The organism is Tardibacter chloracetimidivorans (genome assembly GCF_001890385.1).
GTDB lineage: Bacteria > Pseudomonadota > Alphaproteobacteria > Sphingomonadales > Sphingomonadaceae > Tardibacter > Tardibacter chloracetimidivorans.
In genome coordinates, this window is sequence record NZ_CP018221.1 from 725,899 (window position 1) to 750,761 (window position 24,863).

The window sequence follows — 24,863 nt, forward strand, 5'->3', positions numbered from 1 at the left end:
CTCCTTAGCTGTTCGGCGAGGCGATAGCGGTAAGCCGCGTATTCTCGGGCGAAGCGTTCACCTGTGCCTCAATGGCCAGGTCAAGCTCAGCAAGGCCGATGTCGATCCGGTTGTCCGTCTCGCGGTCCTTGCGGGCCTGCTCGGCCGACTTCAGCTTGATGCCCTGGAGGGTGTCGATCCGGCGAATAGCCAGCTCTGCATCCTTGCGGGAATCTTCGCGTTCCACTTGGCGTTCGCGGAGAGCCATCTGGCGCTCAGCAACGTCAATGTTCTTGAGCTTCTCGTCCAGCTCCGCCTTCTGGAGCGGGTTAGGCTCTGGCGGCGGCAGGGTGTCGGGATCGGTGATGATCTCCTGGATGTTCTTCCATCCTTTGATCTCCATCGCCCTCTTCCAGACGTTGTAGGACTGCTTGTCGCCATACCAGCGGGCCTGCTTCTCACTGAGGGCCTTGTCGGCCACCAGAAGCTCTTCGACCGCCTGGTCCCTCGCGCCGTAGCCCAGGGTCATGTCCACAGCCACGTCGCGCCTTGAGCGCCACTGGGAGGGAGTTGCCCGGACGAATGAGCCAGCGATCTCGACGATCTTCTCTTCGGTCTCGTTCTCGATAGCGAGCTGGTAGACCTTCAGGTACAGCTGGGAGACGAATTGAAGCGCGAAGTTGCGGGCGATGATCTTCGTCCGGCCCTGGCTGTTTTCCGTCAGCTGTTGGACAAGGCCCTGGCTGTTCTGGTGGCTCAGTGCCTTCTTGTCGAGGCCCTGTGAGAGCCTGGAGATGCCGGTGGTGTCCTCGCGGTCGCTGTCGACCATCTGGATCACCTGGGGGACGAACGGGTTGATGTTCGTCGACGGGAGCGGCGCAACGCTGTCGGTCAGTGACCTGACGTTGACCACCCCTCCCCTGCGGTTGTCGATCAACTCCCGTGGGTTCGCAACGCCGCCACGGGCAACCATCCAGCGAGGGTTCGTGGCGTCCACGGCCTGTTCGATGACAGCGCGGGCCAGGACCGTCTTGGTGTTGGCGTGTTGGATCGTGCGGGCGGCGAAGTTGTTCCCGTAGAAGGTGTGAGGGATCGGCTGGGGGACGTAGGCCACGAACGGGTGATCGTTGACCTTCTGCTTCTCCAGAAGCACCTCGCCGACGTGAACCACCTTCCACAGCTGGCGGCGGCCGGTGCCCTCGAAGTCGATGCGGATGTAGCTCTCATAGACTGTGACCATTCGGCCCGCTTCGTCCACGTTGTCCTCGTCGTTGAGGAAGCCGCTGGTCGTCTCTTCTTCGCGCTGGAGCTTCTCGGCGTCCATCGCCAGGTCGTCGTCGGACCCAGTGATCGAATAGACCAGGTCCGCGTCGTAGCCATCGTCCACCAGGTCGCCGAGAGTGCAGCGGTAGCGGTGGGCAAGATAGTCGGCCTTGTCGAGGTATCGGGAGCGTCCGGTCTTGATGAACTCTTCCGGGGGGATAGGCTCGATCACGACCTGTGAGGCGTCGGTGATCTCTTCGACCTCGCCGGACAGGAGGACCGTTCCGTCCTCGCTCTGGGTGATCGTCGGCTTTCCCTTCAGCCGGAACTGGGGGTTCATCAGGAGCCGGATGGCCTGCTCTTGGGTGATGTTCTCGAAGCTGTATTCTTCGATTATCTCCCGTCTGTCCCAGTAGACCTTCGCCAGGCCGACGCGGTTGGTGAGGCCATCGTGGACCACGTCCTGGAAGACCTCCAGGCCTCGGTTCTGGCGGTGGACGACATATTCGCAATATGCGGTCGACTGCTTGGCCAGAGGAACGTCGTCGTCGTTCTGGGGGCTGAAGGTAACGATATTGCTACCGGCCCCGAACGTCTCGACGATCTCTGCCTTCATGGTCTCGACCGATAGGTAGACGTCCTGGCTGACGAACTTGGAGCCGCCTTCGCGGGCCTGATAGGGCCGCTGGCCGAGGTAATATTCGGTGACCTTGCGCCGCTCGTCGGCCAGGTTGGTATCCACAAAGGTGGAGCCCGCATCGGCCTTCGACCGGCAAGCGTTCAGCAGCTCATCTTCAGTGAGCGGCCGGATGCGTTCGTTTTTCATATCATCTCAATGAACATGTCGTCGGTCACCGGGATGAGGTCCCAGGAGCCTTCATGAATGTGGTTGGCAATGGCGAGGGCCATGACGCAGTCGTCGTGGCATCCTACTGATCGGGGCGGCCAGAGGTGCGGCGAGCATCCCGGCGTTGAGCGCCAGGTCCGTTACGTCAGCGCCGGTCCCGTCAGTGAGGCGGCGGGCTTGGGTTCCGACGATGTCCGCGCCGGACAGTGGGTTCCAATCGTAATTGAACTCCTCGAAGGACCTTCCGGCCCTAGCCGCGCCCTGTTCTGAAGCGCCGAGGGCTCTGAGGCCCTGCTCGACCAGCGACGAGGCGGACTTGGTGAGAGCCCCACGCGGCCGTGGAGCGGAGAGGACGCCTCGCGTCTTGGGTTGGTTGCGGAAGCGGTCTGCGGTCGTCCGGGTTATGGACGGCATAGGCAGCGCAGAGCCGCCATAGGTTGCCGCCAGGGCAGCATTGATCGCCTCCTGGGACAGCGCCCCATGAGTTGATGGCATGTAGTGATTTCCTGAGTGTGCCGGGGGCCAGGGTTAGCCCCCAGCCCCTCAGTCCGTTGGGCCGTAAAGCCCCGTTTCGTCTCCCGACTGTCCGACAGCCTGGATGGTGCCCACCTTGGTCAGCTCTGCGGCTGCCTTCTGGAGCTTCTCGGCGAATGCCGCGTCCATGGCTGCTCTCTGCTCCACGAGGCGCATAGCGTCCTCAACGGACGAGACGTTCGTGTCGGTGAGCATCCGGGCCAGCTCGGCCTTCAGGTCCTCGCCGTAGCGGCCGAAGCGTCCCCGGCCTGCGTCGGACAGGATCGTCCAGGCCGCTGCGAGCGGTCGCCCTGAGGCCAACTGAGTGGCCACCTGGGTGCCAGTCGTCGCGTCCATGCCCTCGTCGACCGCCTGGCGGCCACGGGTGGCTGAGTTGCCGAACACCTCACGGTAGGTCAGGTGGGCGTCACGCTCTGCGGTGGCCCGTTCCATCAGCTGATCGGTCGCCTCGTCGCCATGGATCGACCTGAGGAGGTCTGTCCGGGCGTCATTGGCGTTGATCGGTGCCGTCGCGTCCCCCCAGCGCCGGACCCCGCTCTTGCTTCCGTAAATCTCATCGGCAAGGCGGGTGCGGTCACCAAGGCGGAACTGCTCCGTCTGGCTGTCGTTGAGGCGGCCCATCTGGTCGGTTGCATCGTTGGCGGTGTTGCGCCGGGAACCTGGGAGGTCCTCAAGGCCGAGGCGGAATGCCTGCTTGTCCTTGGTGGGACCCTCAAAGGCCTGGCGGGCCTCGCGGTAGACCGGAACCTGTTGGTCCAGCTCGTCCAGAAGCTGGCGGCGGGTGAGGTCAATCGCTCGGGTATCCGAGGTCATGCCTTCCGGCCGGGCAATGAACGGGCTGTTGGTGTCGAACTCCAGGTCGTCCAGATAGCGCTTAGCGCCATCCCAGGTCTCAAGGACCGGGACCTGGCCGGTCTCGTAGAGCGGAGGGTTGCCGCCAGGCGCTCCAAGTCCCTGTTCGGGGACGAAGCGTGGCCCTGGGCGGAAAGGTGCTTCCGATCCGGGGTTGCGGCGGGCCATCGGCGTCTGCCGTATCTGCCGGGCACCCGCTGTGATCGCGGCGGGGCCAGCGGGGCTGGTCGCCACTTCATGGAGCCCTGGGGTCTGGATGACCGGCTGCTCATAAGCCTCACGGTAAAGCGGGGCGGCTCTGGTGCGGGCTTCCTCGGTCAGCCGTGCGGACTGTTGGTGCGGGTTGACCGTCGAGCCCAGCGTGTCGTCGACGTGCTGCCGGGTGCGCTGGGCCATATTGCTCTGACGCTTCTTGACCGCCTCTCTGACTGCCCGCTGTCCCGGACCCATGCCTCTGGAGGCGTAGCCGGTGAGCTGGCGGGTTGTGTCGTCAAGGTCGGACACGGAAGCAGGGACGTTGAGTGCCGCGCGGTCGCGGACAGCATCGGCCGCTTCGGTTGGGGTGAAGCCAGCGTCGGCCAGGGCCGTGTCGATCTCGCGGTGCGCTTGGGCCTGAGCGACCTTCCGTCCGCCCTCGCGGGAGATGTAGGGCAGCAAGGCGTTTCGGACGTTGCGTCCCACAGCGGTTACCCCGCGAGCGAGTGGGTCGGCGGCAAGGCCAGTTCCCGCGCCAAACAGTGCGCCTTCGACGGCATTACGAGTGCGTTCGCCTAGTCCGTCTCCCTGGCCAGCGCCAGAAACGCCGCCGTAAAATGCGCCCGTGGCGACGTTGTCGACGGTTCTGGCCACGGCTCCAGCGCCTTTGGCGACCTTCAGGCCCGGCATGAGCATGGAGCCAGCAATGCCGGTTCCTGTGGCTGCGCCGGAGCTTACGCCGTGGTTGCGGCTGAAATCGGCCTGCTCGTCCTGGAAGTTCTCCTGAGCTTCGTCGAAGTCTCTGCCGGTTCCTTCGAAGCCGAAGGTCGTCTTGAGCTTGTTCCCAAGGACCTCGGCACCGGCCGCCAGCTCGTCCCCGTATCCACCCGTGAGGGTGTCCACCACCTTGCCAGCTGCGTCACCGATAGTAGCGCCCAGTCCCCTGCCCTTCTTGGGCGGGGCTTTCGGGAGCTTGGGTGCCTGACGGCTCGCCCACACCTTCCTCGCGGCGGCGGCGGCTGCCTTCGGATCGTTTGTTGCGATCTCGATTATCTCGCCATTCGGGAGGCGTATTGGAGTCGTCATTTAATAGGGTTTCCGTTGATGTCGTAGACCACACGGCCGCTTGTCTTAGCGCCTTTCCGGGTTGACGGGGGGGCACCTTTAAGGGCCTTCCGCCTCTCAAGGGCGCGGTTCATCTGGGACGAGTACCAGTCGGACCAGTGCTGGGCCTTCCGTACCGTTCCGTCCCGGTTGATGATGGGGTTGGCTTCCCGGTACTTGGCCCATTCGGTGTCCGATCCGACGAGCGTTCCGTTGGCCTGGAGGTAGGCCTCGCGGAACTGTTGCATGTCGATCTGCCGCTGGGACAGTGCTTTCCCGGCCTCAATGAACGCCTCGTTGGTCGCGTAGGGCCGGTTGTAGCCCCCGGACATTTTGGCGAAGATGCGGCCTTCCCAGTCAGACACAGGGCCTTCGCCGGGCTGGCGCATAGAGCGGGCCATGGCCAGCGAGAGCTGTTCCATCCGGGACAGGTCGCTGTCGCCGAAGGTCTCTCGGATGGCGTTGAAGCCCCGGTTGATCAGGCCCCCGGTCGGCCGGACGCGGTCGTTGAGTTCCGAGAACTCATCGTAGGACGCGAGGGCGTTCCGGGCCTTGTCGATCTCGGGCTGGGCCTTTTCCAGGACCTTGGCCCCGTTGGCCATCATGCGGCCCTTGGTCTCTTCTCGGACCTTGGGGTTCTCAATGCGGAGGAACGGGTCCCGGATGGGCTCCACGGCTGGCATCCCCGCCTGTCTGAGGCTGATTCGGCTCTGGATGTCGTCCCGGTCCACGCCCGGCTGAGCGCCCTTGACGAGGCCCTGGGCGGTGTAGCGGTCAAGCTCCGCCTGGTGTTCCGGTTTGAGCTTGCCTTGGGCGGCCCCCATCTGAAGCAGGGAGATGCGTTCCTTGAGAGGGTCGGCCATCGGTTATTGTCCTAGAAGGTAAGAAAGGTCGGCGTTGTTCGGGTTAATCCGACTGCGGCGGGTGCTGGGGGGCGCGTTCAGTTTCTGAGATTGAATCTGGTAGTCACGCTCATCGTCGATGCGGCTGTCCTCAGCCCGCTGGCGCAGAATGTCGATCTTCAGCTGATCGGCTGGAGAAATCGCCCTGTCCCGGTAGGTCGTGGCGATGCCTTCGTCCCACGTCGGCGGGAGGCCGAGCGCTGCGAACTGAGGATCGGAGACCACCCGCTCATAGAGGGTAGCCCGTTGTTCCTTCGGTGCCTGGAGGATGGACCCCATCACCGCTCCCCGCTGCTTGATTACATCATCAGCTTTGGGTTGGTTCTTGGATGCCTTCTGTTCCTCCAGGTAATTCTGGAATGCTTGGACTGGCGTGTAGGACCGCTCGCCCGTTTCGGGGTCAACCGTGATCTCGAAGGCATCGTCCGGCCCGCCCAGAGTGGACTGGCGGACGTTGGCCTTCCTCAGGTCCTGTCGGCGCGACAGGATGGTATCGGCGGCGTTGGCCAGGCTCTCGCCGAAGTTTCCGCCGCGCATCATCCCCGATCCGATGGCCAGAAGGGTATCGCTTCGGTTTTCCTTAGCGAACGGGTTGGTGGACCGTGTGGGTGGAGCCTTGGGCAGCCTGCTCAGAAAGTCCGTGTCGGGTCCGTCAAAGACGGTTGGTTTTCTGTCGGCGTGTCCCAAGGCGCGTTGAATCCTCGGGTCATCCCATGGAAGAAGTGTCATTGTGTTATTTTCCGCCGCTGAAAGCGCCCGCAGCGCCGATTGCAGCACCTGCCAGCTGCCCAAAGATATTCCCGCCGCTCTTCGTCTTCGAAGTGCCGCTGGAGGTCCCGGACTGGCCCCACTGGTTCCCACCGACAATCGAATAGTACCTGTTCAACAGGTCCCAATCGCGCTGGTCCATGCCCTGCCACTTCTCGAAGTCGGCATCCATCTGGCCCTGTCGGTCTGCCTGGTCGATCATGCCCGCCTGGGTCATCTTGTCGAATGCGCCCATGGTCATGTCGTTACCAGCCGTCATCGCGCCGATGCCCTGACCTGTCAGGTTGCTGGCGAGTCCGGCTGAGGTGCTGAGAGCCCCCAGCTTGGCCGCACGGTCGCCCTGAGCCAGCGAGAGGCCGCGATTGTACGCATCGCCCCTCAGAGTAGCGGAGATGTCTGCGATGCGGTCCTCAGCGCCTCTACGGGCAATTCCGGCCGCAACGCCCGCACGGGAGCTGTTGATGCCTCCGGTGGCTGTCGCCTGCCGGTCGATGCCGGGGAGCGTCTCCTCGTTGAGGTTACGGACCACATCCCTGGAGTTGGCGTCGATCATGCCTTGGACGTGAGGGTTGTCCGCGTACTGTTGGGCGGCCTTGATGTTGGCTGTGGTCGCGTTCTCGCCTGCTAGGGACGTGAAGGCGTCAAGGGCCGAGAGGGCGCGTGAGGAGCCTGAGGAGGCGAGATTGGAGCCGATGGAGCTGATGGTCCCCGCGTTACCCATGGCCGTGGAGCCCGCGTAGGCTTTAAGGCGCTCAAGGGTGCTTCGGGTATCCGCGTCCATCCCGGCGTAGGTCTCGCCCTCGTAATAGGGGGAACCGGCCGAGCTTCCGTAGATGCGCTGTGCTTCGCCGAACGTCTGGTCCAGCCATGGCTTCTGCCAGCTGCTAGGACCCGTATCGAACTTTTCGTTGGTGGTTGTCTTTTGTGAACCGCCGAAGAGGCCGCCCATAGTTATTCCTAGATGCTATAGATTTCCATGGGTCGGCCTTTCTTGTCCTTGTAGGACGCGGCGTATTTGAAGCCCATGCGGTTGAGAAACTTGAAGTGCTTGCGATCCTCGGGAGGATGAAGCGCGTATATTGGTCCCCCATGTAAATCACGGAGAGAGCCTAAATCTTGCGTCAGGCGGCCGAAGACGCCTTTCGTCCATGGGACATGCACAAGACAGTGAATGAATGTGTGGTCGCGGGTCGCTTGCTCCAGGAACACTGTGTATTCCGAGCGGCGAATTACCGGGACTTTGAACTGGTGATCAGGTACGACAGGAACTCCCATGGTGACTGAAAGCTCCTGTCGAAATCTGATTGTTGGTGTTAAGCGGCTTCGAGAGCCGCCAGTCGGGCCTCAATGGCATTAAGTCGCGCCTCGGCATCGTCTGCCCGCGCCTTCTCGCGCTTGGCGATATGCTGAAGGGCTACGACCATGCGCTCATACTGGACGCCGTCAGCGACCGGCTCCGGCAGCTGGACCAGCTCCGGCTCCTGGCCGTTGGCGAGAATCGCGGCGTATTCCTGCGTCTTCCAGTGGACCCAACGAGGGTCTATCTGGGCGACGTCCTCTGCCCCGAAGCCATAGTAGGTCCAGTCCTGGTTATCGGCCTCGCATTTTGACTTGTAGAAGATTCCGTCAAGGTCGAGGAGCTTGTAGGCCCATTCGTCAGCTATTGGCTCCAAGACGTTCTTGTAGCGGAGCGACGATGTGGACCTATTGAACGAACCATCGGTGTGGACATACATATTCGCCGCGTTGGCGGTGGTTGCTGAGTATGTTCCGGTAGAAGTTATTGTCCCGCTGGAATCGAGGCGGATGGCGAGGACGCCCGCCGCCCCGTAAATGTCCAACATTCCGCCGCCGAAAGCGTTCTGTACCAGCCTCATTCGGTCGGCAAATGTCACGTCGCCGCCCGCCGCGCCGGAAGCGCCGAAGGACCAATAGAAGGACCCACTATCGGCCAACATAAGGGTCGACGAGGTTGCCCCTTGGGGGCGCTTCCACACCGTACCATTATGATAGGCGTTGACGCCCAACACCAGGGTTGTTCCGCCCGATCCGGCGATGAAGTTTGCGCCGTTACCGAGGTTCAGGGCTTTGAAGCTCCCGGACCACGGAGCGGGGGTGGTGACAATCCCCACGTGGCCACCCACCGGGTCGATGTTCAGCGGAAGAGCGACGATGCCGCCAGAGGGGCCGCGCCCAAGGACCGTTGAGGCCGTCAGGGCCACCTTGGTAGGAGTGGAAGCCCCTGAGGAGGTGAGGACCTGGTCGGCCGCGTCGAAGGTCGATTTGTCGATCTTGGCGGCGATGGCTGCTGCCTGTGCTGTCGAGACCGGCTTATCAGCGTCCGACGTGTTGTCGACCTGATCGAGCCCCACGTCCGCCTTGGTTAGCGCCGCGATTGCGTCGGCCACCTCGGAGGCGGCAGCTGCGGCGCTTGAGGCCGCGTTGGTTTCGCTCGTGGAGGCGTTGGCTTCACTGGCGGCGGCGTTCGCCTCGCTCGTGGCGGCAGCGGCAGCGCTTGAGGAAGCGGCACCGGCCGAAGCGTCGGCTTCAGCGGCCTTGGTGGTCGCCGTAGCTGCCTCTGCGGCGGCCGTTACTGCCGAAGCGTCGGCTTCAGCGGCCTTGGTGGTCGCCGTAGCGGCGCTGGCCGCAGCGTTGGACTCTGAGGTCGCCGCAGCGGTCTCTGACGCCGCAGCCGCGAGGGCGGCGGTCTCTGCATCACTTTCGGAGCTGGCAGCTGCCGTAGCGGACGCAGCGGCGTCAGTGGCCTTGGTGGTGGCGATGGACGCCTGTTCGGTTGCGATGGCTACCTGCTCGGCGGCCACCTCAGTGGCGGTCTTAACCTGGTCCTTGTCGATCCCAGTGTCCTGGTAGAAGGACGAACCCATTAGTATTCCTCATTGGCTGCGGCCGGGGCCACAGACATGGGACCAGCAAAAGCATCGCTGATGCCCTGGGCGGTCAGCTCTGCGGCGCACTCGGCGGACTTGTCGGCGAACCTGGAGAGGCGCTCGTCCTCGTAGAAGTCGGCGGCCAGCTCTGCGGCCCCGTACAGGACCGCATCTTCAGCGGCCTGTGCCCACATGTTCTCATCGGCGTCGGTGACCATTCGGTCCTCAGCGCCGTAATAATGGAGAGACACGACCGTGCCTTCGGCTGGTTCCGGGCGGAACTTGTACTGGCCCCTGATCTTCACGAAGACCTTGGGCGTCAGCCCGTACTTCGTCCAGGTCAGAAAGCGGCGCATGTCGACTTGCTCAAGCTCCACGTCGTCGACGTAGAGGTTTGCAAGCTCCAGGAAGTCGGTCGGCAGGTCGATGTCGGGACTATCCGTTATCGTGTACTCGACCAGGCGTTCCATGAAGGGAAGCCGGACGTTCCGCTCAAGCCGGTCGACCGCGCGGTTGATGAACCTACCGGCACGAGCTGGGGTAAGGTCCTTGCGATTGATGAGGGCGATCAGGTCGTCCTTCAGCTCGCCGAAGTTCATTGGTTATTCCGTGTGTGCGTTGAGGGGCAGCGGCCTCAACCCACCTTCGTGGAGAGGGCCATGCCGTAAATGTTGGTGGCAGTCGCGCCCGAGACTGACGCGGGGGCGACTGAGCCGGGGAGGTCCTTGCCTGCCATCCATCTGTAATCGTAGGAGCCGTCTGCGGGCGGCGTGTCGATGTACTGGGTGGTCGCGGAGACGCCGATGGTATGGCCAGCGCTCTCTAGGACTCCGTCGTCATCGTATTCGACGACCCCGTTCGCGTACATCGGCCAACTGTGGATGGTGGTCCACGTTCCAGAACCTGCGGGCCTTCTCTGGAGCCACCCGTAAAGGCGGGATACCCCGAAAGACAGCGCCCCAGGATTTCCTGAGATATTCGCAGATAGGATCAGGTGGACGTAGCCTCCCTGCGAGACTTTCACCGGCAGTCCTGCCAGCGTGACCATGAGGTTACCGGCATCGGTAGCTGTTACGCCAGTCGCGGAAGCCGAGACGACCTTGTTGATGACGTCTTCGGACAGCTTGTTGGCGTCGATGGCCTGGTTCTGGATGACCGCGTTCTTGATGTACGTGGTGCCGCCGCTGACCTCGAAGACGTATTCGCCGTCCTCACCGACCGCGAAGCGGCTGGCGTCAACGATGAACTCGCTTTCAGCGCCGTTGATCTTGAAGCCGGTAACCTTGCCGTTGACGTCGACCGTCAGGCGGGCGGTGGCCTCGTCGCCGTTCTCGGAACTGAGAAGGAACTCAATACTCGACTCGTTATCGTCCACCCTGGTGGATACCGTGGTGACCGAGGCCGCCAGGGCACTGTCCGCATCGGCGCGGACGATTGCCTCTTCAGTGACTCGCGCCGCTGCCGAGCTGTCGGCCGCTACGGCCATGTTGTCGAAGCTGTTCTGGAGCTTCTCCAACTCGTCGTCGACGTACTGGCCGAGGCTCTCGGGCATGGTGGGCCTGATCCCCCGGACGTACCTCGGGTAATCCAGGGGATTGGTGGTTTGCGATGGGTTCGCCACGCGGTTTATCTCCTACCGCGCAGCGAGACCTTCAGGTCGAACCCGGAGAACGTGAAGTCCGTGGGGCCGTCGTGATACAGTCGGTACGCCAGGTACCTTCCGGCTTCTCGAATATCCACCTTGTTGTCGGTGCGCGGGTCATAAGTCGTTGTGTCGGACCAAAGGGGCTCGTGGCCCACAATGTCTGATGCGCCGAACTGGAACGAGACGTTAGAAACCTCGCCCCGAACTCCTAACTGCGGATAGATGGCTTGGAGGACCTTATAGAGCGTCAGGTCCGCCCCGATCTCGTCGAGGTCGATGCCGACACGCTCCACAAAGGACGGCATGGGGACTTCAGGTTCCAGTGGCTTGACCAGACGGCCGCCCGTGAACAGGTCGAGGCCGTAGATGCGGCTCTCGGTAAGTCCAATGGAGCTGTCGGCCGGGGCCACGAAGATGGCATGAAGGTCCTTGTCGTCCTCGTTGGACACATAGGACCCGCCCATCTCCTGATAGGAGCTGTCCATCACGTCGTTGTAGCTCAACGCGGAGCTGACGGTCGAAAGGCAGCCTGAAGTCACATTCGGGAGGTCGTAGAACGTCCAGTTATCGAGCCGGTAGTTGTAGACCGCCGCCCGATTGCAGCCGAGGCCGCCTTGGAACCGTGCGAACCTGTCGCCCGAATGGTAGCAAAAATGGATCTCATTCAGCCGAGGGTCGTGGTTGACGAAGGCCAGCCAGGACTTCCCGTAGTTGAGGGACTGAAAGACGAAATCCTTGTCCTTGCCGTGGATGATGGACTTCTTGGTCGAGCCATCGTGCAGGTAGATGTCGTCCTTATCGAAGACGTAGTGCAGCCCGTCGATCTGGACGACACAATTCTGGTTCAGGATGCCGACCTTGTCGAAGAGCTTGCGCCAGCGGAACAGGTAGTTGCCGCCGATATAGTCCATCGTCCACACTTCGCCCCTTCCGTAGAGGATGAAGCTGTCCCGGAGGCCGAGGCCGTCAATTATCTCCACCTTCATCTCGTTGATGACGCTCTCGCCTGCCGAGTTGGTGGTGGACTCATGGTCCCAGGAGCCCGGAGCCGAGCCGTAGCCGGTTAGGTCGGACCATTTGACCATGGTGGGGTAGTTGACAGCGCCCTTGGTGACGTTGAGCGCCACCAGGAAGTCCTTGTAGGTCCTCAGGGAGGCGCACCGCCACCCGGCGTCCCAGTTGGGCAGCGTCGAGTAGATCGCGTCTCCGGGGAGCTTATGGAGCGGTGCGTGGCTCTTGCGGTTCAGGTAGCTGACGCCGCCGAGGAACGTGTGTGTAAACGGCATCTCCAGGTCAGCGCCCGTGAAGCCTGTGGGGCTGAGGTCGCTCTCGGTATTCCCGATAACCTGCTTGATGGTCGCCATGTCCTTGGACACCGCAACGATGCCCTCATAGGACGAGGACACCGGAGGTAGCGAGAACATGAAGGCTGGAGAGAAGCCGGTTTCATACTCGTAGACCCGGCGAATGACCGGACCCCGAGTGATCTTCCCGTTCTCGAAGCGGACGTTGACGCCAGCCGAAAGGGCGGCCGGTGGGAGGTCGTAGGGATTGATGTCCGCAATGATCCCAACGGACCCAAGCCCCCTGACGGGGAGCGTAGCGTTGGGCATTGAACCTAGACTTTCATGATGAAATTGCAGGCCACGTAGGGCGGAAGGGTCGGAACGGTAACGCTGTGGTTGTGATCAGCCTCTTCGTCCGTCTCGGCCGTATGGCTGTGGCTTCCGCCGCTGTTGACCGTCAGGCCGTGAGTGTGCGCCTGGCCCGAACCGACCTCAGAGGTCTTGCCGAGCGTCGGCGTCCCTGCGGCGCTGTTGAGGATGTATTCGGTGTCGCCACCGGCCGTCCGTTCCTGCGAAAGGCTGTTGCTGCCCGTGAGGGTATCGTTGCCGATCCCGGAGACCACGTTAAGGTGGCTGTGGGCCGGAAGCTCGGCGGTCGTGAGCGCATGGCCGCTGACCGAGCCTGTATGGCTGTGAGCGCCGCCAGCATCGACCGTGACACCGTGGCTATGGGCTCCGCCGTCTCCGGTGTTGACGTTGGCTTCCGCCGCGCCTCCGGTGGCCGAGAGCGCGTAAGTGTCGCTGACGCCCAGGAGGAACCGACCGCGAAGATCGGGGGTCGTGATGTTCCCGGTACCGTCCGTCCGGGCAACTGTCCGGCCATCGCAAAGCGCCCATCCGGTCGCAATGTCCTCTTCGGCACCGAAGAAAGACACGACGCTGCCGACAGGCATCTCAAAGAGGCTCGACAGGGCCGCCTGGTCTGCGGTGACGGGACCGTCAATGTTCGGGAAGGTCGCCTTCAGGGCAGCCTTGATGATGCGGAGGTGACTGGCAGCTTCCCCTTGCGGGTCCGTATCGGGCGGATAGCTGACATTGAGGTCGTTAATGTATTCTGCGGTCTCGATGGGCACCGATAGGTCTCGCGGGGTATGAAGGGGCTTAAGGGGAGCGAGGCGCTAGGCCATCAGCTCCCCCAGGCGTGGAAAGGTCCTCATCGGATGGAGGACACCAATGATCTGGATGCAATCGGCAGCTTTGGGGGACTATAGGGGGCTTTAGGTTACTTTAAGGGGCTTAAGGGGCTTAGAGTTCCTTAAGGGGTGATCTCATCATGATTGATGATCACCTTCCCTTGGGTTTCCTTCAGGTGACCTTAAGGGTCCCGGATAGTTGCCGATTGTGGAATGTTGTGCATACGTCTGCACTAATGGCAACTCATTGATTTTTCAGACTTTTAGTAACATAGGGTCCCTTGTGGTTCTTGAGGCCCCAGCTACTACATATTGTGTCGTTTAGGTTCATTCGGTACCATCGGCCTCCCGAGCATGGGACCCAAAAATAATCGGGCGAAAATGGCCTCAGCGAGCCACAGAAAACGGCGGATTTCCGTGATAGTCCGACCGGCCCAAAAATCCCCCAGCGAAACCCCGAGTTTCAAATCGCAATCGCCACGATCCGCGCGGTACCATCGGCCCGGCGAGGAGGGACCCGCAGGCCGACATTGGACATTCAATCCCTCGGAGACCCGCAGAAATCCGTGGGTTTCTCGGTGTGACGTCGTGTAAACGTAACGCCATGTCACGCCCCTGAATGCCTGGGACATTAGGCTCGATCAGCATCAAAGCCAATCGGTCTGGCCTGCCAGGCATTAGGGCCATTACCCCACCGCATTCTCCCCCACCATGGCGCAATCCCCCTGATTTCCGTGGGTTGACGCTGGATGCCTGATCCTCTGCGTCCCCCACCGGCCGGGCGGGCGAGGAGTTAGCGCCCAGGATTGATCGACTGGGTCGAACAATCAGCGAGGGACTATTCGATTTTCTCGATAAGTTGAAGGGCATCAGGAGGCCTGAAGGGACGAAAAGCCCCGAAAGCCGGGCGTTCTGCCCCCATCGTACTGATCGCCCCTCTCGATCTCCATTGATTCAAAAAATAAATCACTCTCGCCTCATGTGGACTATTGCCATGTGTGGATTGTTCCCGTATGTGGAGCGAACAGTTTAAACACAAGGACGAAGACAGATGGACCTCACCGCACTGACCTGGGACAGCCCACGGCCCGGCCGGGTGACGAACGGAACTTCCTGCACCCACAGCGACCTCGGGACCTTTGAGCGCGATGGGAAGCCATACCGCTTTGAGGTCACCCGCTGGTTTGCCCCAGAGGTCCTGGGAGGTCGCCGCCGTGTCTCCTACGCTGTCGTGATCTTCCACAAGGGCCGTGCGGTTCCTGAGCGCTGCCTCAAGGCCGAGCGGGAGGCACTCGCCCGACATGGCCGCATCCGTGTCCAAGACGCGGCGACCTTCTGGTCCACCCAAGAAAACACGAAAGGCTAATCCAATGGGACGTTCAGTTTCCTCTCCGTCCAACGCCGTGGTCGCCTACAACACCTGGGAGGCCGACGAGGACGCAGACTTCCAGTGGGACGTCATCGACGACCTGGTGAACTATGCGCCCACCCTCTGGCCCTCTCTGACCCCTTGCGACCGCTGGCTGGACCGCGAAGACCATGCAGTCCTCGAAAACGATCACGCCTATGTGGGCGTCTCGGAATACTGCGGCCTGGTCGCCTACTGGATCGTCGCAAAGGACGACACGGACAACGCTGGTCTGGCAGAGCGCTGGGTTGCCCAAGTCGCCCCTAAGTTCGTCGAGACCTTTGGCCGCCTTCGCCGCCTCGGGACCTTCAGCAACGGCGAGGCAGTCTTCGAGGTGGCCAATGCAGCTTGATCGTAAAGCCATCGCTACCGCCCTCGCCAAGGCCCAGGCCTTCAAACAGTGCGGAAAGGACCAGGAAGCCAGCCAATGGGCGAAGGAGCTGGTCCGCCTCCTCGAATGCCATGACATCCTGAAAGACTGAAAGGAACACCATCACATGATCACCATCACCCAGCTCCGCCAGGCACTCGCTGGCACAATCGTTCGCCTCAAGGCTGGCCGGAATGGCTATGAGGTCCTGGTCGGCGACGTCTCGATCTTCAGCACCCTAAGCCTCCAGAAGGCCGCTGAGATAGCCATCAACCACGCACGGGCTTTGAGCGCACAGAGCGCCCTTCGCACGTCCTGACGCTACACAATCGGCAATAATCCACACAAGGGAACGATACGACCATGGCAAAGCGCAGAAACATCCACACCGTCTCCTTCAGCGGCCAGACGTTTACACGGACCAGCGCCTCCAGGACCTATGCGTACCTGGTCGTTGGCAAGCGTTCCTTCCTGGACGCTCTGTCCCGTGCGGGCCGGATCGAAGACACGGACGCCAGCAACTATCGCTACTGGGAGAAGCACAACCCCGAGCGCCTCTCGGGCTATTCGGACGTGAAGGACTACCAGGAGAAGCGCCGCGAACAGCGCCTCAAGGCCGTCCAGGCCGCAAAGGACGAAGGGTTCTACGACAGGTTCGAAGCGCTGGCTTGGTGCAGCCGGAAGGACCTCGCGGAGAAGCAGGCCCACGCGCACCGCAAGTTCTACATTGAGGTGACGATCCTGCCGGTCGCCGTCGAGACGAAGGGGAGCTGAACGCGATGCCTCTCAGTCTCACCGATCTCGCCGTTGTGTCCTCCCAGCACCCAACGCGCGAAAGCTGGCTCAACGCCTTCACAGCGGCCGCTCGGCCACACTTCGACCGGGTGGGCTTCCCCCTGCCCTCTGAGGTCCGCAGCTCCATCGGGTTCCCCTCCAAGGGCGCTAGGTCCAAGGTGATTGGCGAATGCTGGTCGAACGCTGTCTCAGAGGATGGCCACTTCGAGATATTCCTTCGGCCCTCCATGCAGTCGGACGCCTCTAGGATCGCGGACGTCCTCACCCATGAGCTGGTCCACGCCGCCGTGGGCCTTGAAGCCAAGCACGGCCGGAAGTTCGCCAAGTGCGCCACGGCCCTGGGATTGACCGGGAAGATGACCGCAACGGTCGCCGGGCCTGAATGGCACGTTTGGGCCGATCCGATCCTCGCGTCCCTCGGGCCTCTCCCTGGGGCGGCCCTGGGCGACCTTCAGCTCTCCTCAGGTGGCAAGAAGCAGACCACACGCATGTTGAAGCTGGAATGTGACCAGTGCGGCTTCAGCTGCCGGACGACCGCCAAGCACATTGAGGCACACGAGGACGGCCTTACGTGCCCTGTGCCCGACTGTGACGGCAATCTTCAGCGCTCCTAACCAACCCTTAACGCATTCTATCGAAAGGATCATTTCATCATGGGTATCTGTTCTTCTATCGCCGCTGTCGGCCTCCACCTCGCCTCCATTCACGCCCCTGGGCACTACACGACCGTGGAGACGCAGTCGGTCGCCTCAACGCCAGCGCCAGGAGCCCAAGGCAGCGCGGCGCTGTCCATCAGCCAGGAGGTGCGCCGCAGCTACAACAACGCCAACCCTGGGCTCTACGCCAGGTGCAACAGCGGCATTCAGGTCGGGGGCTACTACAACAGCGAAAGGAACTTCACGGCCTATGCGTCCTATGTGAAGGACCTCAGGATCGTCGGGCCTGTAAGCGCCTGGGGCGCGGTCGGCCTCGCAACGGGCTATGAGCGCCACCGGATCACGCCTATCGCCCTGGTGGGCGGGAAGCTGGACCTCGGGGACCGGCTGGCCCTTCGGGTAGGCTATGCGCCCAAGGTGGCCAAGGCCAACGACACGCACCTTGTCCACTTCGCGCTGGAATGGAGGCTGGGCCGGTGACCGCCCTCAACGATATTCATTCCGTCTCGCGGGGATCGTTCGGCCGCCACCCGGACGTGCTGATCGTTACGGGCGAGCATGGGGAGCTGGCCACATTCGAAAGAATGGGGCTTGATAGCTGCCTCAAGCCTCAGGACGCGGCCGAAGCGAAGGCGCACCCGTGGTTCTTCACCGGCTCCCCGTTCGGTCCCGAGATTGTGGGTTTGGCCTGGGAGCGTCACTCTGTCCGTGGCGGGAGGATCGGGGAGAAAAGGTGATGTGGCTGTCTTGGATCGTCGAACGGTATACGAAACGAGCATTAGGACGGCCTCAGCCTGAAAAGGTGGACGTCATGTGTCGAACTAAAGGTGGGCGGGAGTTCAGGCCGTTTAGCATTGAATGGCGAGGATCAACGCTAATCCTATGTGAGAATGAGGAATAAGGACTGTGACCGATAACTTCGTAATCCTGTGGACCATCATCGCCCTGGTCGGCCTGATCACTGGCTTCATATCGGATTGAGCCCGCACATGACACGTCACCCCAGCAACGAAGAGCTGCGGAACGCCTACTCAACGGCCGGACAGGTCCTCAGGGCCATCGACCTCACATGGGCGGCAGCTCGCCCTGGGGAGCATCGACCACCACCGGCCGAAAGGGACCGCCTGTTCCGCGCCACCATCACGAGGCCCAGCCATGACACATAGCACCATCGACCAGCACTATATTGTCGTTTACACGAAGGATAACACGAACCTGTCAGCCCCTCTCCGCCCTCCAGCCGCAAAGGACTTCGAGAACCAGGTGCAAGCCCTGGGCTTCACCACGCGGGTCTATCGGGCGCTGGAGGTCACATGGTCCACCAACGGCGGCCGGGAGCGCTCAGGTCCGCTGCCAGCCCCCAAGGCCCATGAGCTGCTGAAGGAACTCCTCGCCCTCGGCTACAACGATGCGGCCACCCATCCCGTGGAGGCGACTATTCCTGCCTGACTGTTTACTATTCGTTCACTACGTCGCTATTACCCCTGAGGGACTTAATGTTTCTCAGGGGTTTTCTGTATGCTTGCGCTGCGTCTCACTTTACTTCCTCTCGCCTTGATCGTTTCATCCCCAGCTATCGCCGGTCAATCCTTCGCGGCCTATGAGGGCCAGGGCGCTTACCAGGAGGGGACCGGAGGCTCCAGGATCACCAAGCACGGGATCGACTATTGGACGAACGGCACCCCTCCCCGCCGCTTCCAGCTCCTGGGGTTCCTGACGGACAAGCGCCGGGACAACAATCTCGTTCCTGACGTCGTCGGCTCCAAGGGCGTAGCCAAGGCGGCCATCAAGCACGGAGGGGACGCGGTGGTCATGCTGGGAACCAAGGGCGAGGTGATCGGCCTCCTCGGGGGCGCGGTCAGCCCCAACATGGGCTACGGGGCAGTCGTCCGGGACAAGGTCACCGTTCTGGCCGTCGTCAAATACCTGGATTAACTAGACACCTTCACCCACGGTTAACGGACTGGACACGAAAGTTAAGGGCACACACGCACTGAGGCCCAGCGGGGGATGGGCAGCGTGTGGCGCGAAACGCTAACCCCAAGCATGTGAGACATTTTCGCACTGTCCTACATGCTCCGGGCTGGCGTATGGGAACAAACCGCGAACATGCGGGTCGTGTGTGGATCATAGCGAGAGCCGAGGTGTCTTGATGGTGACGAATATGTTGAGTGTACCGCTGTCGGAAGGTGTCGCCGAGAACATGGGCGACGGAATGTACATTGTGCGCCAGGAGGTCGACGGGGAACCCCAAGCCGTCAATCTGACCGTGGCTGATATGTGGAAGATGCTCCAGAATGCCCTGGGAGGCCTCATGGAGGCTCAATGGCCCTCGGGGCTACCAAAGGAGTCTGAAGAGCGGATCGCCTCTCCTGACCCACTTTCCGGGCAGATGGGAGGCCATTCGTTCCGACGAGCAGCCTGAAGGTCGAAAAGAAACCCCCAAGGCCCGTTAAGAGGCTATGGGGGTTTGCTATTTGGTGTGGCGGACTATTCGTCCATGAACCACCAGTCGAGGAAGTCCAGAACGTCCTCCACCGCGAAGGCGAACGCCTCCGGGTAGCCTATGGCCAGCCCAGGCGTCGTCCAACGGAACGAAGCCCAAATCCAGAAGGCATGGAGGAACAGGACGGCCAGCGCCGACGAGACCAGAAGGATCACCGGGACGCAGACGAAGACCGCCACGGCCAGAAGGAGGCGGAGAGAGCGGAAGAGCGTCACAGAACGAACTCCTCGGCTATATCCCGTACAAATCGCTCCACAGGGGCCTTCCGGGACGCGCGGGACAGAGGGTAGCCCTCCGCCTGCTCCAGCTCCTCTTGAAGCATCGCCAGAGCCCGCCAGGCCACCATGGCCGAATGGCGTAGCCCTTTGTCGTCCAGCTTCCCACGGTCGACCAGGTGACGCATGATCTTGTTGGCATGGTCGGTCGACTTGTCGCGGTCCCAGTGCATCCCCTTCTCCGGGTGATGCTGGGCGGTTGAGGCATGGGACAGACGGGCCACCTCGGCCAAGGCGTTCGGGAAGTAGTCCAGGAGGCCTTCGGCCATGGGGTACTCTTGGCGCTTGGCGGCGTCGTCGGGGAGCGACGGCTGTTGAGAGAAGGAGGTGGGCGTCAGCGTTAGGCCCACGCCGATGCTCGCCGTCCGCTTGGCGTTCCGTAGGCGGGGGTAACCTCCGAAGACGTGGTCGCCAGTTTCTGAATCAAAGTGCCGATAAACAATGCGGCCTTTGTCCAAATACTTGACGCAAATCTTTGGGTCGGCCCAGCTGTCTCTGTTCATCCTGTGGAAAACAACCGGGGTTCCATCTTCCAGCTCCAGAAGCTTTGAGGTGTCGATAGGAAAAACCGTCTCTCGCTGACATTCCACCCTATCGCACTGACAGGCCGTGGGCCGCCGATTACAGGCGCTGCACTTATTGCTCATCCGCGAACTCCTTCAGGAGGTCGATCAGGCGCTTGGCCTGTTCTTTCCCGATAATCACGTCATGGAGGTCATCGTCCTCGGTCACTTGGCCGAGACTGATCGCGTCACCCATGTCGATCACGGTCAGGGTGTCGAAGTCATCCTCGTCCAGGACCTGGGGAGGCTTTGGGCTCATCAGGGCGTTATCGCTCATGGGTGCTGGTTTCCTCAGTTGTAGATTGTGCGGAGCTTCTGGGCTGCTCGCTCGAAGTCTTCCGCGTCGTCGATAAGATCGCGGGCAGTTACCTGGCTGAACTGGTAGAGCTTGCCCTCTGGGTATCCGGTAGGGCTGTGGACCATCAGCTCGATAGGTTGGCCTGAGGCCATAAGACCAGCCGCCAGCGACCGGAGGTTCCTCGCGGTGTCATCCAGTTGCTTTGCGCGGACTGTCGGGATCATCAGATAACGTCGATGCGCCCGGCCGGGGACGTCAGGGCTTCAGAGACCTTGGCCTCTTCGGCCGCAATGGCCTTATCGAACACGGCCAGGACCTCTTCGACCGTTTGGCCCATCCTGTCGTTGAAGTGCGGGAAGTATTCACCGGCAGCGGCGTCCAGGGCCTTGTGGGCTGGAGAATCAATACGCATGAACGCTAAGTCACCCTGAGCCAGGCAAACGGCCCCATGACCACAGGCGCAAAGCACCTCGTCGAGGTTGCGGGGATATAGTCCCTCATCCGTTAAACCGACGTAGTTGCCTTGCGTCCATCCCTTGTCGATCAGGAGCTGCTTGGCTTCCTTCAGGACCTGAACGGTCGTCTTCTGCTGTGTCGTCTCAACCATGTTCGATTTGTTCTTTCTGTTAGGCGGCAGGCGGCTCCCAAAGGATCGGCCTGCGGGCCTTACTGTCCCAATCAGTGTGGTGAAGGATGCGGGCCAGGCGGGCGTTGAGCAGCGCCAGGTCCTCAGGTGTCCGGCCGAGCCACTTGGACTTCGACGGGTCTTTGTCCTTGGCGTAGGCGGCGCGGTAAGCCTGGAGGACATTCTCCCAGGGATCACCGGCTTGCATCAGGACCTTTTCGGCTGACTTGGGGCCGATGCCTGGGCAGCCTGCATAGCCGTCCGTGCTGTCGCCCATGAGCGTCTGGTAGAGCCAGAACTCCTCGGCGCTTTCGGGCGTCGTTTCGACCAGCTTGTCCTGCCGCCATATCTTGACGTTCGGAAGTGTCTGCATGTCCTTATCTTCGGACACGATGACCCGGTCGACCGGCGACTGGCGGGTGGCAAGAATACCGATGTAGTCGTCGCCCTCAAGGCAATCCTCGGAGACTACGCGATACTTTCCGTCTGCCCTAAGGTGATCAATGATCGGCCAATAGCAGAGGGGTTTTCGGACGCTCTTTCGGTTTGCCTTGTAGTCCTCCCAGACTTCTTTTCGGAAGTTGTTGGGACCGGAGAAGACCAGCACGGCCTCTTCGCCCTTCAGGCGCTTGATGTGCCCTTGGACCTGCCGCTCGAAGGTATCCAGCGCCTCGTCGAAGGCACTGTTGAGGATGTGGACGGAAGCCCCAGCCTCGTTGGTGAACACCGCCTCGCGCTCCACGGCCGAACAGGCCTGAAAGAGCGTGAAGTCGGCGTCGATCAGTAGCTGCGTCACGGGTAGCGGTTGTCCCCGTGGACGAACACCCAGCGGACGGCCGCAATAGCCTTGCCGAGAACGTCGACCAGGAACGCAACGAACCACATGATGCCCAAGGCCAGCAAGCCGCAGACGAGGAGGACCAGGCCGAGGAGCGGGCCGGAGAAAGCGACGATCAGGACGACCAGGAGGATGCAAGTGAGAATGGTGAGGATGCTCATGATTTCTTCTCGATCTCGATAGAGAAAATCTGATTGATGGACGCCCAGCCCTCCTCCAGCGCCCGCTGTTCCACGGCAAAGGCTCGGGCCTCGGCCAGGGTGGCGAAAGGCTTTCGGCCTCTCTGGTAGCGGACTTCGTAGGAGGAGGTTGCGCCGGGCGGGGGCTTCCAGGGTTCTCGGAGGAACATTAGGCCTCCACCAGCTCCGGGCTGTCCTTGGGGATGCGCCGGGTCGAGACGATCTCACCGTCCTCTTCGATCACTTCGAAGACGTCCCATTTGTCCCGTCCGTACCTGGTCGCAGCGCCGCTGGCCGCTGGGTAGGCATCACCGGCATTGAAATAGCGCCGCCGCTGCTCCGGGACCTGGACGAGGTCTTCGCTGCTCTCGTCGAGCCCGCTGTAGGAACTGCCAGAGAGGAGGAATGTGTCGGGGTACTCGTTCCCATCGTACCCAGTGACCAGGGCGACCACCGGGAACTTTCCAGCCGCGTCCGTAGCAACAATGCGGGCTTTGCGTCCGTCGCGGGTGCGGACGGGTTTATTGAAGTCGATCATTCGTTTGGCTCCTTTGCGGGGCATGGGTTCTTGTTCGCGGCGCGGAGCCGCTCCTGGTCAGCCATTCGGACCTTGCGATCCGCTGCGATGGTCTTGGCCAGCGTGAAGATGTCTGAGGTTGCCGGGCGCGGGTAAGTCGGCTCCGGGACCTGTTCGATCTCACAGTCCACGGGGACGGCGACCTTTGCGGTGACCGTCTCGGCGGGAGGTGACGGGAGGTTGACTTTGGGTGGCGCTGTGCAAGCCCCCAGGATCGTCAGGGCGATGATCAGGAGGGAGAGGACCGCCAGGATGGCGACGTCCTGCCAGGAGGTGTTCATTACTCGACCTCCAGGACTATCTTCGCGGGGAGCAGGTCGCCACGATGGGCCATTGCTTTCCACTTTTTAGCCGACCGCCAGCCTATGAGCTTGGCCTCGGAAAGCTCCGTGGTGAGCCCGCCTCCCTCCTTTTCATAGGGGCGGCTTCCGTAGGTGGCGATGTGTAGGCCGTAGGATTCTTCTGCCCGAACCTGCCGTCGTTCAGGGGGGAGATGCTCCAGCCAGCTGTACTGATCGTACTTCGTCCTGTAGCTCTCGACGGTCTCGTGCGGCTTGTAGCGAAAGACGTACCGTTGAACGCTCATTGGTCGTCCTCCCCCAGAGCTTCCATGGCCCAGTCGTAGCCGTCCCAGTTGTCCACACCTCCAGCTTCTAGGGCGAGGAGCTTTTCTTCGGAGCGGCGCAGACGCTCATATTCCCGGCGTTCGACTTGGACTATTTCGGGCTTCATCATTCCATCAGCTCCTTCTCAAGCAGCTCACGGGCCGCACGGCACTGATCGACCTCATCGCCCTGAGGCACCTTGAGAGCGATCAGCCTGTCCGCCTGGGCGGTGAGTGACTTTGCGCGGCCATCAGCGGCCGAGAGGTTGGCGGTGTAGGCCTGGCGATCCTGCCAGCGGGCCTTGAGGATCATGTCGAGGCCGGTCGTCTGCTGTCGGATCACAGCGTCCTTTTGGGCCAGTGCGGTCGCCTGGACGTTCAGCTGCTGCTGCATCGTCGTCATTTCCCGGTCGCGGGAGACGATGCGGTCATTGGCGGCCGTGAGGCGGGCGGACTGGACCCATGCAAAGACGCTGGCGGCCGTGGCGATCACAGCGAGCCCAGCGCCGATCTTAGGCGTCAGGAATGAGATCATATCGGGTATCCTTCTTGGAGGATTAGGAAACGGGCTGGATCGTCACAGGAACCACCCGGAAACAGGGCGCGTCCCACTCGCTGAAGGGGATATTTTTCCGATTGAATACTTGTGCCTGGTTTATGTCCTTGGTCCAGCGCCCGCGTTTACCTGGAGAGACGTATTCCCCGTGCAACCGCCGCATCCATGTGGGACACTCGGCGGCCGTGGCATCGACGCGGATGACTACAGGGACGTAATCAATCTTCATCGGGCTCGCTCTTCCGGGTGATCCACACGCCAATTCCACCGGCCGTGAGGATGAGCCCCATGCCTGTGCCGAAGTCCGTGTGGTTGAACGCCTGCCCCTGCCCGACCACGGACCATGCCGAGAGACAGAGGAACTGAAGGGCCGCGAGGCACCAATAGACCCTGGACGGGGCGTAGGTTTCCCCGTCCTTTGTGGTCAGAAGGTGCTTGATGGCCCCGGCGAATCTGCGGAGCCAGGGAAGCATCAGATGCCCGCGATTTCCGCCAGCTTGTTGGTGATCGCCGGGAGGTCGACCGAGAGCGACGGGTAGCCGTTCTCATCGGTCTCCACGACAATTCCCAGCTCGCCGAGCAGCTCCCGTGCCTGGCCCACGTAGCGGGAGGCCTGGAGGATGATCGCCGTGTTCTCGTCGTGCAGGCGGGTGAGGCCGTTGAGAGCGCCGCGCTGGCGTTCGGCCTTGTCGGATACGCGGCGGACCTCCTCCTTGAGGGCAGCGATCTGGGCGTGAGCATCGGCAACGATTTCGGTCGCCGTGTCGTTGATCAGCTTGGCGACTTCCCGCCATCCCGTCGCTTCCAGCTTCAGCTCCTCACGTTCCCGCATGAACTCGGCGATTGCCTGGTCCTCTGGGCTCTCCGGGACGGTGTTCTCGTCGTCTTCACGGGCGGTTGCTTCGAGCAGCGCGGGCGTGGGGCCACCGATCAGGACGTTGCGCTCAGGGGCGGAGAGGTACGGGAAGGCCTCTTCAAGCGAAGCGCCCTCAAGCCAGCTCAGGAAGTCGGCGGTGTCGACCGTGATCCGGTAGGTACCGTTTACACGGCACGGAACCGCAATGGTGGTCTCGTCGGCGAACTCAATTTTCTGGGCAACTGGAATAGTATTCATTATGCGTTCTCCAGCATAAGGAGGCCGGTGGAGGTTATTCTCC

The 24,863-nt window shown here is 61.9% G+C and carries 38 protein-coding genes; 11 read left to right on the forward strand and 27 right to left on the reverse strand.

All coding sequences use genetic code 11. From position 1 onward, the window contains the following. Positions 1–4: 4 nt before the first annotated feature. The 11 genes from BSL82_RS03680 to BSL82_RS03735 all read right to left on the reverse strand — a co-directional run bounded on the left by BSL82_RS03680 (position 5) and on the right by BSL82_RS03735 (position 13,396). Positions 5–2,068, reverse strand: coding sequence for a portal protein (locus BSL82_RS03680; RefSeq protein WP_072596083.1), 2,064 nt, complete (start codon positions 2,066–2,068; stop codon positions 5–7). Between the two features lie 564 nt (positions 2,069–2,632). Next, positions 2,633–4,756, reverse strand: a complete 2,124-nt coding sequence (locus BSL82_RS03690; protein WP_072596085.1) for a hypothetical protein — start codon at positions 4,754–4,756, stop codon at positions 2,633–2,635. Then, positions 4,753–5,637 carry a hypothetical protein gene (locus tag BSL82_RS03695; RefSeq protein ID WP_072596086.1) on the reverse strand — a complete coding sequence of 295 codons (885 nt, stop codon included), beginning with the start codon at positions 5,635–5,637 and terminating at the stop codon, positions 4,753–4,755. Before BSL82_RS03695 ends, BSL82_RS03690 begins: the two co-directional genes overlap by 4 nt. 3 nt (positions 5,638–5,640) lie before the next feature. Then, the gene (locus BSL82_RS03700) at positions 5,641–6,468 is read right to left on the reverse strand and encodes a hypothetical protein (RefSeq protein WP_158010663.1); all 828 of its coding nucleotides are present in this window, start codon (positions 6,466–6,468) and stop codon (positions 5,641–5,643) included. Beyond that, the gene (locus tag BSL82_RS03705) at positions 6,410–7,393 is read right to left on the reverse strand and encodes a hypothetical protein (protein WP_072596088.1); all 984 of its coding nucleotides are present in this window, start codon (positions 7,391–7,393) and stop codon (positions 6,410–6,412) included. The genes BSL82_RS03700 and BSL82_RS03705 overlap by 59 nt, the downstream gene beginning before the upstream one ends. Before the next feature lie 8 nt (positions 7,394–7,401). Next, positions 7,402–7,719 carry a hypothetical protein gene (locus BSL82_RS03710; protein WP_158010664.1) on the reverse strand — a complete coding sequence of 106 codons (318 nt, stop codon included), beginning with the start codon at positions 7,717–7,719 and terminating at the stop codon, positions 7,402–7,404. Positions 7,720–7,757: 38 nt separating this feature from the next. Beyond that, entirely contained in the window at positions 7,758–9,329 is a 1,572-nt protein-coding gene (locus BSL82_RS03715) for a tail fiber domain-containing protein (RefSeq protein ID WP_072596090.1), read from the reverse strand. Next, on the reverse strand, positions 9,329–9,931 hold the full coding sequence (locus tag BSL82_RS03720) for a phage adaptor protein (RefSeq protein ID WP_072596091.1): 603 nt from the start codon (positions 9,929–9,931) through the stop codon (positions 9,329–9,331). Before BSL82_RS03720 ends, BSL82_RS03715 begins: the two co-directional genes overlap by 1 nt. A 35-nt stretch (positions 9,932–9,966) precedes the next feature. Then, the gene (locus BSL82_RS03725; protein ID WP_072596092.1) at positions 9,967–10,953 is read right to left on the reverse strand and encodes a phage tail tip fiber protein; all 987 of its coding nucleotides are present in this window, start codon (positions 10,951–10,953) and stop codon (positions 9,967–9,969) included. Positions 10,954–10,958: 5 nt separating this feature from the next. Continuing rightward, positions 10,959–12,590, reverse strand: a complete 1,632-nt coding sequence (locus BSL82_RS03730; protein ID WP_072596093.1) for a hypothetical protein — start codon at positions 12,588–12,590, stop codon at positions 10,959–10,961. A 5-nt stretch (positions 12,591–12,595) separates the two neighbouring features. Beyond that, positions 12,596–13,396 carry a tail fiber protein gene (locus tag BSL82_RS03735; RefSeq protein ID WP_072596094.1) on the reverse strand — a complete coding sequence of 267 codons (801 nt, stop codon included), beginning with the start codon at positions 13,394–13,396 and terminating at the stop codon, positions 12,596–12,598. Positions 13,397–14,507: 1,111 nt separating this feature from the next. Here BSL82_RS03735 and BSL82_RS03740 point away from each other — a divergent pair. From BSL82_RS03740 to BSL82_RS03785, 11 genes are all read left to right on the forward strand, one after another. Then, positions 14,508–14,822 (forward strand): hypothetical protein, encoded by a 315-nt coding sequence (locus BSL82_RS03740; RefSeq protein WP_072596095.1) that lies wholly within the window; start codon positions 14,508–14,510, stop codon positions 14,820–14,822. Positions 14,823–14,826: 4 nt separating this feature from the next. After that, positions 14,827–15,216 carry a hypothetical protein gene (locus BSL82_RS03745; protein ID WP_072596096.1) on the forward strand — a complete coding sequence of 130 codons (390 nt, stop codon included), beginning with the start codon at positions 14,827–14,829 and terminating at the stop codon, positions 15,214–15,216. Beyond that, positions 15,206–15,346 carry a hypothetical protein gene (locus BSL82_RS20330; RefSeq protein ID WP_158010665.1) on the forward strand — a complete coding sequence of 47 codons (141 nt, stop codon included), beginning with the start codon at positions 15,206–15,208 and terminating at the stop codon, positions 15,344–15,346. Before BSL82_RS03745 ends, BSL82_RS20330 begins: the two co-directional genes overlap by 11 nt. 15 nt (positions 15,347–15,361) lie before the next feature. After that, positions 15,362–15,553: a hypothetical protein gene (locus BSL82_RS03750; protein WP_072596097.1), complete on the forward strand. Its 192-nt coding sequence runs from the start codon at positions 15,362–15,364 to the stop codon at positions 15,551–15,553. Positions 15,554–15,597: 44 nt separating this feature from the next. Next, positions 15,598–16,008 (forward strand): hypothetical protein, encoded by a 411-nt coding sequence (locus tag BSL82_RS03755; RefSeq protein ID WP_072596098.1) that lies wholly within the window; start codon positions 15,598–15,600, stop codon positions 16,006–16,008. A gap of 5 nt (positions 16,009–16,013) precedes the next feature. Next, positions 16,014–16,643 carry a SprT-like domain-containing protein gene (locus BSL82_RS03760; RefSeq protein WP_072596099.1) on the forward strand — a complete coding sequence of 210 codons (630 nt, stop codon included), beginning with the start codon at positions 16,014–16,016 and terminating at the stop codon, positions 16,641–16,643. 39 nt (positions 16,644–16,682) lie between these two features. Next, complete coding sequence (locus BSL82_RS03765) at positions 16,683–17,165, forward strand: hypothetical protein (protein ID WP_158010666.1); 483 nt, start codon at positions 16,683–16,685, stop codon at positions 17,163–17,165. After that, on the forward strand, positions 17,162–17,422 hold the full coding sequence (locus tag BSL82_RS03770; RefSeq protein ID WP_072596101.1) for a hypothetical protein: 261 nt from the start codon (positions 17,162–17,164) through the stop codon (positions 17,420–17,422). Before BSL82_RS03765 ends, BSL82_RS03770 begins: the two co-directional genes overlap by 4 nt. Positions 17,423–17,840: 418 nt before the next feature. After that, positions 17,841–18,134: a hypothetical protein gene (locus BSL82_RS03775; RefSeq protein ID WP_072596102.1), complete on the forward strand. Its 294-nt coding sequence runs from the start codon at positions 17,841–17,843 to the stop codon at positions 18,132–18,134. A 105-nt stretch (positions 18,135–18,239) separates the two neighbouring features. Then, entirely contained in the window at positions 18,240–18,620 is a 381-nt protein-coding gene (locus tag BSL82_RS03780) for a hypothetical protein (RefSeq protein WP_158010667.1), read from the forward strand. A 217-nt stretch (positions 18,621–18,837) separates the two neighbouring features. Beyond that, entirely contained in the window at positions 18,838–19,110 is a 273-nt protein-coding gene (locus BSL82_RS03785; protein WP_158010668.1) for a hypothetical protein, read from the forward strand. 65 nt (positions 19,111–19,175) lie between these two features. Here the strand turns inward: BSL82_RS03785 and BSL82_RS03790 are convergent, their stop codons facing one another. The 16 genes from BSL82_RS03790 to BSL82_RS03860 form a co-directional block, all read right to left on the reverse strand. After that, positions 19,176–19,406, reverse strand: a complete 231-nt coding sequence (locus tag BSL82_RS03790; protein ID WP_072596105.1) for a hypothetical protein — start codon at positions 19,404–19,406, stop codon at positions 19,176–19,178. Continuing rightward, positions 19,403–20,113: a dATP/dGTP diphosphohydrolase domain-containing protein gene (locus BSL82_RS03795; protein WP_162274374.1), complete on the reverse strand. Its 711-nt coding sequence runs from the start codon at positions 20,111–20,113 to the stop codon at positions 19,403–19,405. The genes BSL82_RS03790 and BSL82_RS03795 overlap by 4 nt, the downstream gene beginning before the upstream one ends. After that, a complete protein-coding gene (locus BSL82_RS03800; RefSeq protein WP_072596107.1) occupies positions 20,103–20,306 on the reverse strand; it encodes a hypothetical protein in 204 nt (67 codons plus the stop codon). Before BSL82_RS03800 ends, BSL82_RS03795 begins: the two co-directional genes overlap by 11 nt. A gap of 14 nt (positions 20,307–20,320) precedes the next feature. Beyond that, positions 20,321–20,479 carry a hypothetical protein gene (locus BSL82_RS03805; protein ID WP_226998608.1) on the reverse strand — a complete coding sequence of 53 codons (159 nt, stop codon included), beginning with the start codon at positions 20,477–20,479 and terminating at the stop codon, positions 20,321–20,323. Between the two features lie 71 nt (positions 20,480–20,550). Beyond that, entirely contained in the window at positions 20,551–20,934 is a 384-nt protein-coding gene (locus BSL82_RS03810) for a DUF6197 family protein (RefSeq protein WP_072596109.1), read from the reverse strand. A gap of 19 nt (positions 20,935–20,953) precedes the next feature. Then, positions 20,954–21,748: a hypothetical protein gene (locus BSL82_RS03815; RefSeq protein WP_072596110.1), complete on the reverse strand. Its 795-nt coding sequence runs from the start codon at positions 21,746–21,748 to the stop codon at positions 20,954–20,956. After that, positions 21,745–21,951, reverse strand: a complete 207-nt coding sequence (locus BSL82_RS20335) for a hypothetical protein (protein ID WP_072596111.1) — start codon at positions 21,949–21,951, stop codon at positions 21,745–21,747. Before BSL82_RS20335 ends, BSL82_RS03815 begins: the two co-directional genes overlap by 4 nt. Next, complete coding sequence (locus tag BSL82_RS20340; protein ID WP_072596112.1) at positions 21,948–22,139, reverse strand: hypothetical protein; 192 nt, start codon at positions 22,137–22,139, stop codon at positions 21,948–21,950. Before BSL82_RS20340 ends, BSL82_RS20335 begins: the two co-directional genes overlap by 4 nt. Then, entirely contained in the window at positions 22,139–22,507 is a 369-nt protein-coding gene (locus tag BSL82_RS03830; RefSeq protein ID WP_072596113.1) for a hypothetical protein, read from the reverse strand. The genes BSL82_RS20340 and BSL82_RS03830 overlap by 1 nt, the downstream gene beginning before the upstream one ends. Beyond that, the gene (locus BSL82_RS03835; RefSeq protein ID WP_072596114.1) at positions 22,504–22,827 is read right to left on the reverse strand and encodes a hypothetical protein; all 324 of its coding nucleotides are present in this window, start codon (positions 22,825–22,827) and stop codon (positions 22,504–22,506) included. Before BSL82_RS03835 ends, BSL82_RS03830 begins: the two co-directional genes overlap by 4 nt. Next, a complete protein-coding gene (locus BSL82_RS03840) occupies positions 22,827–23,132 on the reverse strand; it encodes a hypothetical protein (protein ID WP_072596115.1) in 306 nt (101 codons plus the stop codon). Before BSL82_RS03840 ends, BSL82_RS03835 begins: the two co-directional genes overlap by 1 nt. Next, positions 23,129–23,281 carry a hypothetical protein gene (locus BSL82_RS20345; protein WP_158010670.1) on the reverse strand — a complete coding sequence of 51 codons (153 nt, stop codon included), beginning with the start codon at positions 23,279–23,281 and terminating at the stop codon, positions 23,129–23,131. The genes BSL82_RS03840 and BSL82_RS20345 overlap by 4 nt, the downstream gene beginning before the upstream one ends. After that, a complete protein-coding gene (locus tag BSL82_RS03845; protein ID WP_072596116.1) occupies positions 23,278–23,685 on the reverse strand; it encodes a hypothetical protein in 408 nt (135 codons plus the stop codon). Before BSL82_RS03845 ends, BSL82_RS20345 begins: the two co-directional genes overlap by 4 nt. Positions 23,686–23,707: 22 nt before the next feature. Further along, positions 23,708–23,935, reverse strand: coding sequence for a hypothetical protein (locus BSL82_RS03850; protein ID WP_072596117.1), 228 nt, complete (start codon positions 23,933–23,935; stop codon positions 23,708–23,710). Then, positions 23,925–24,179, reverse strand: coding sequence for a hypothetical protein (locus BSL82_RS03855; RefSeq protein WP_072596118.1), 255 nt, complete (start codon positions 24,177–24,179; stop codon positions 23,925–23,927). Before BSL82_RS03855 ends, BSL82_RS03850 begins: the two co-directional genes overlap by 11 nt. After that, on the reverse strand, positions 24,179–24,820 hold the full coding sequence (locus BSL82_RS03860; protein WP_072596119.1) for a hypothetical protein: 642 nt from the start codon (positions 24,818–24,820) through the stop codon (positions 24,179–24,181). The genes BSL82_RS03855 and BSL82_RS03860 overlap by 1 nt, the downstream gene beginning before the upstream one ends. Positions 24,821–24,863 lie beyond the last annotated feature (43 nt).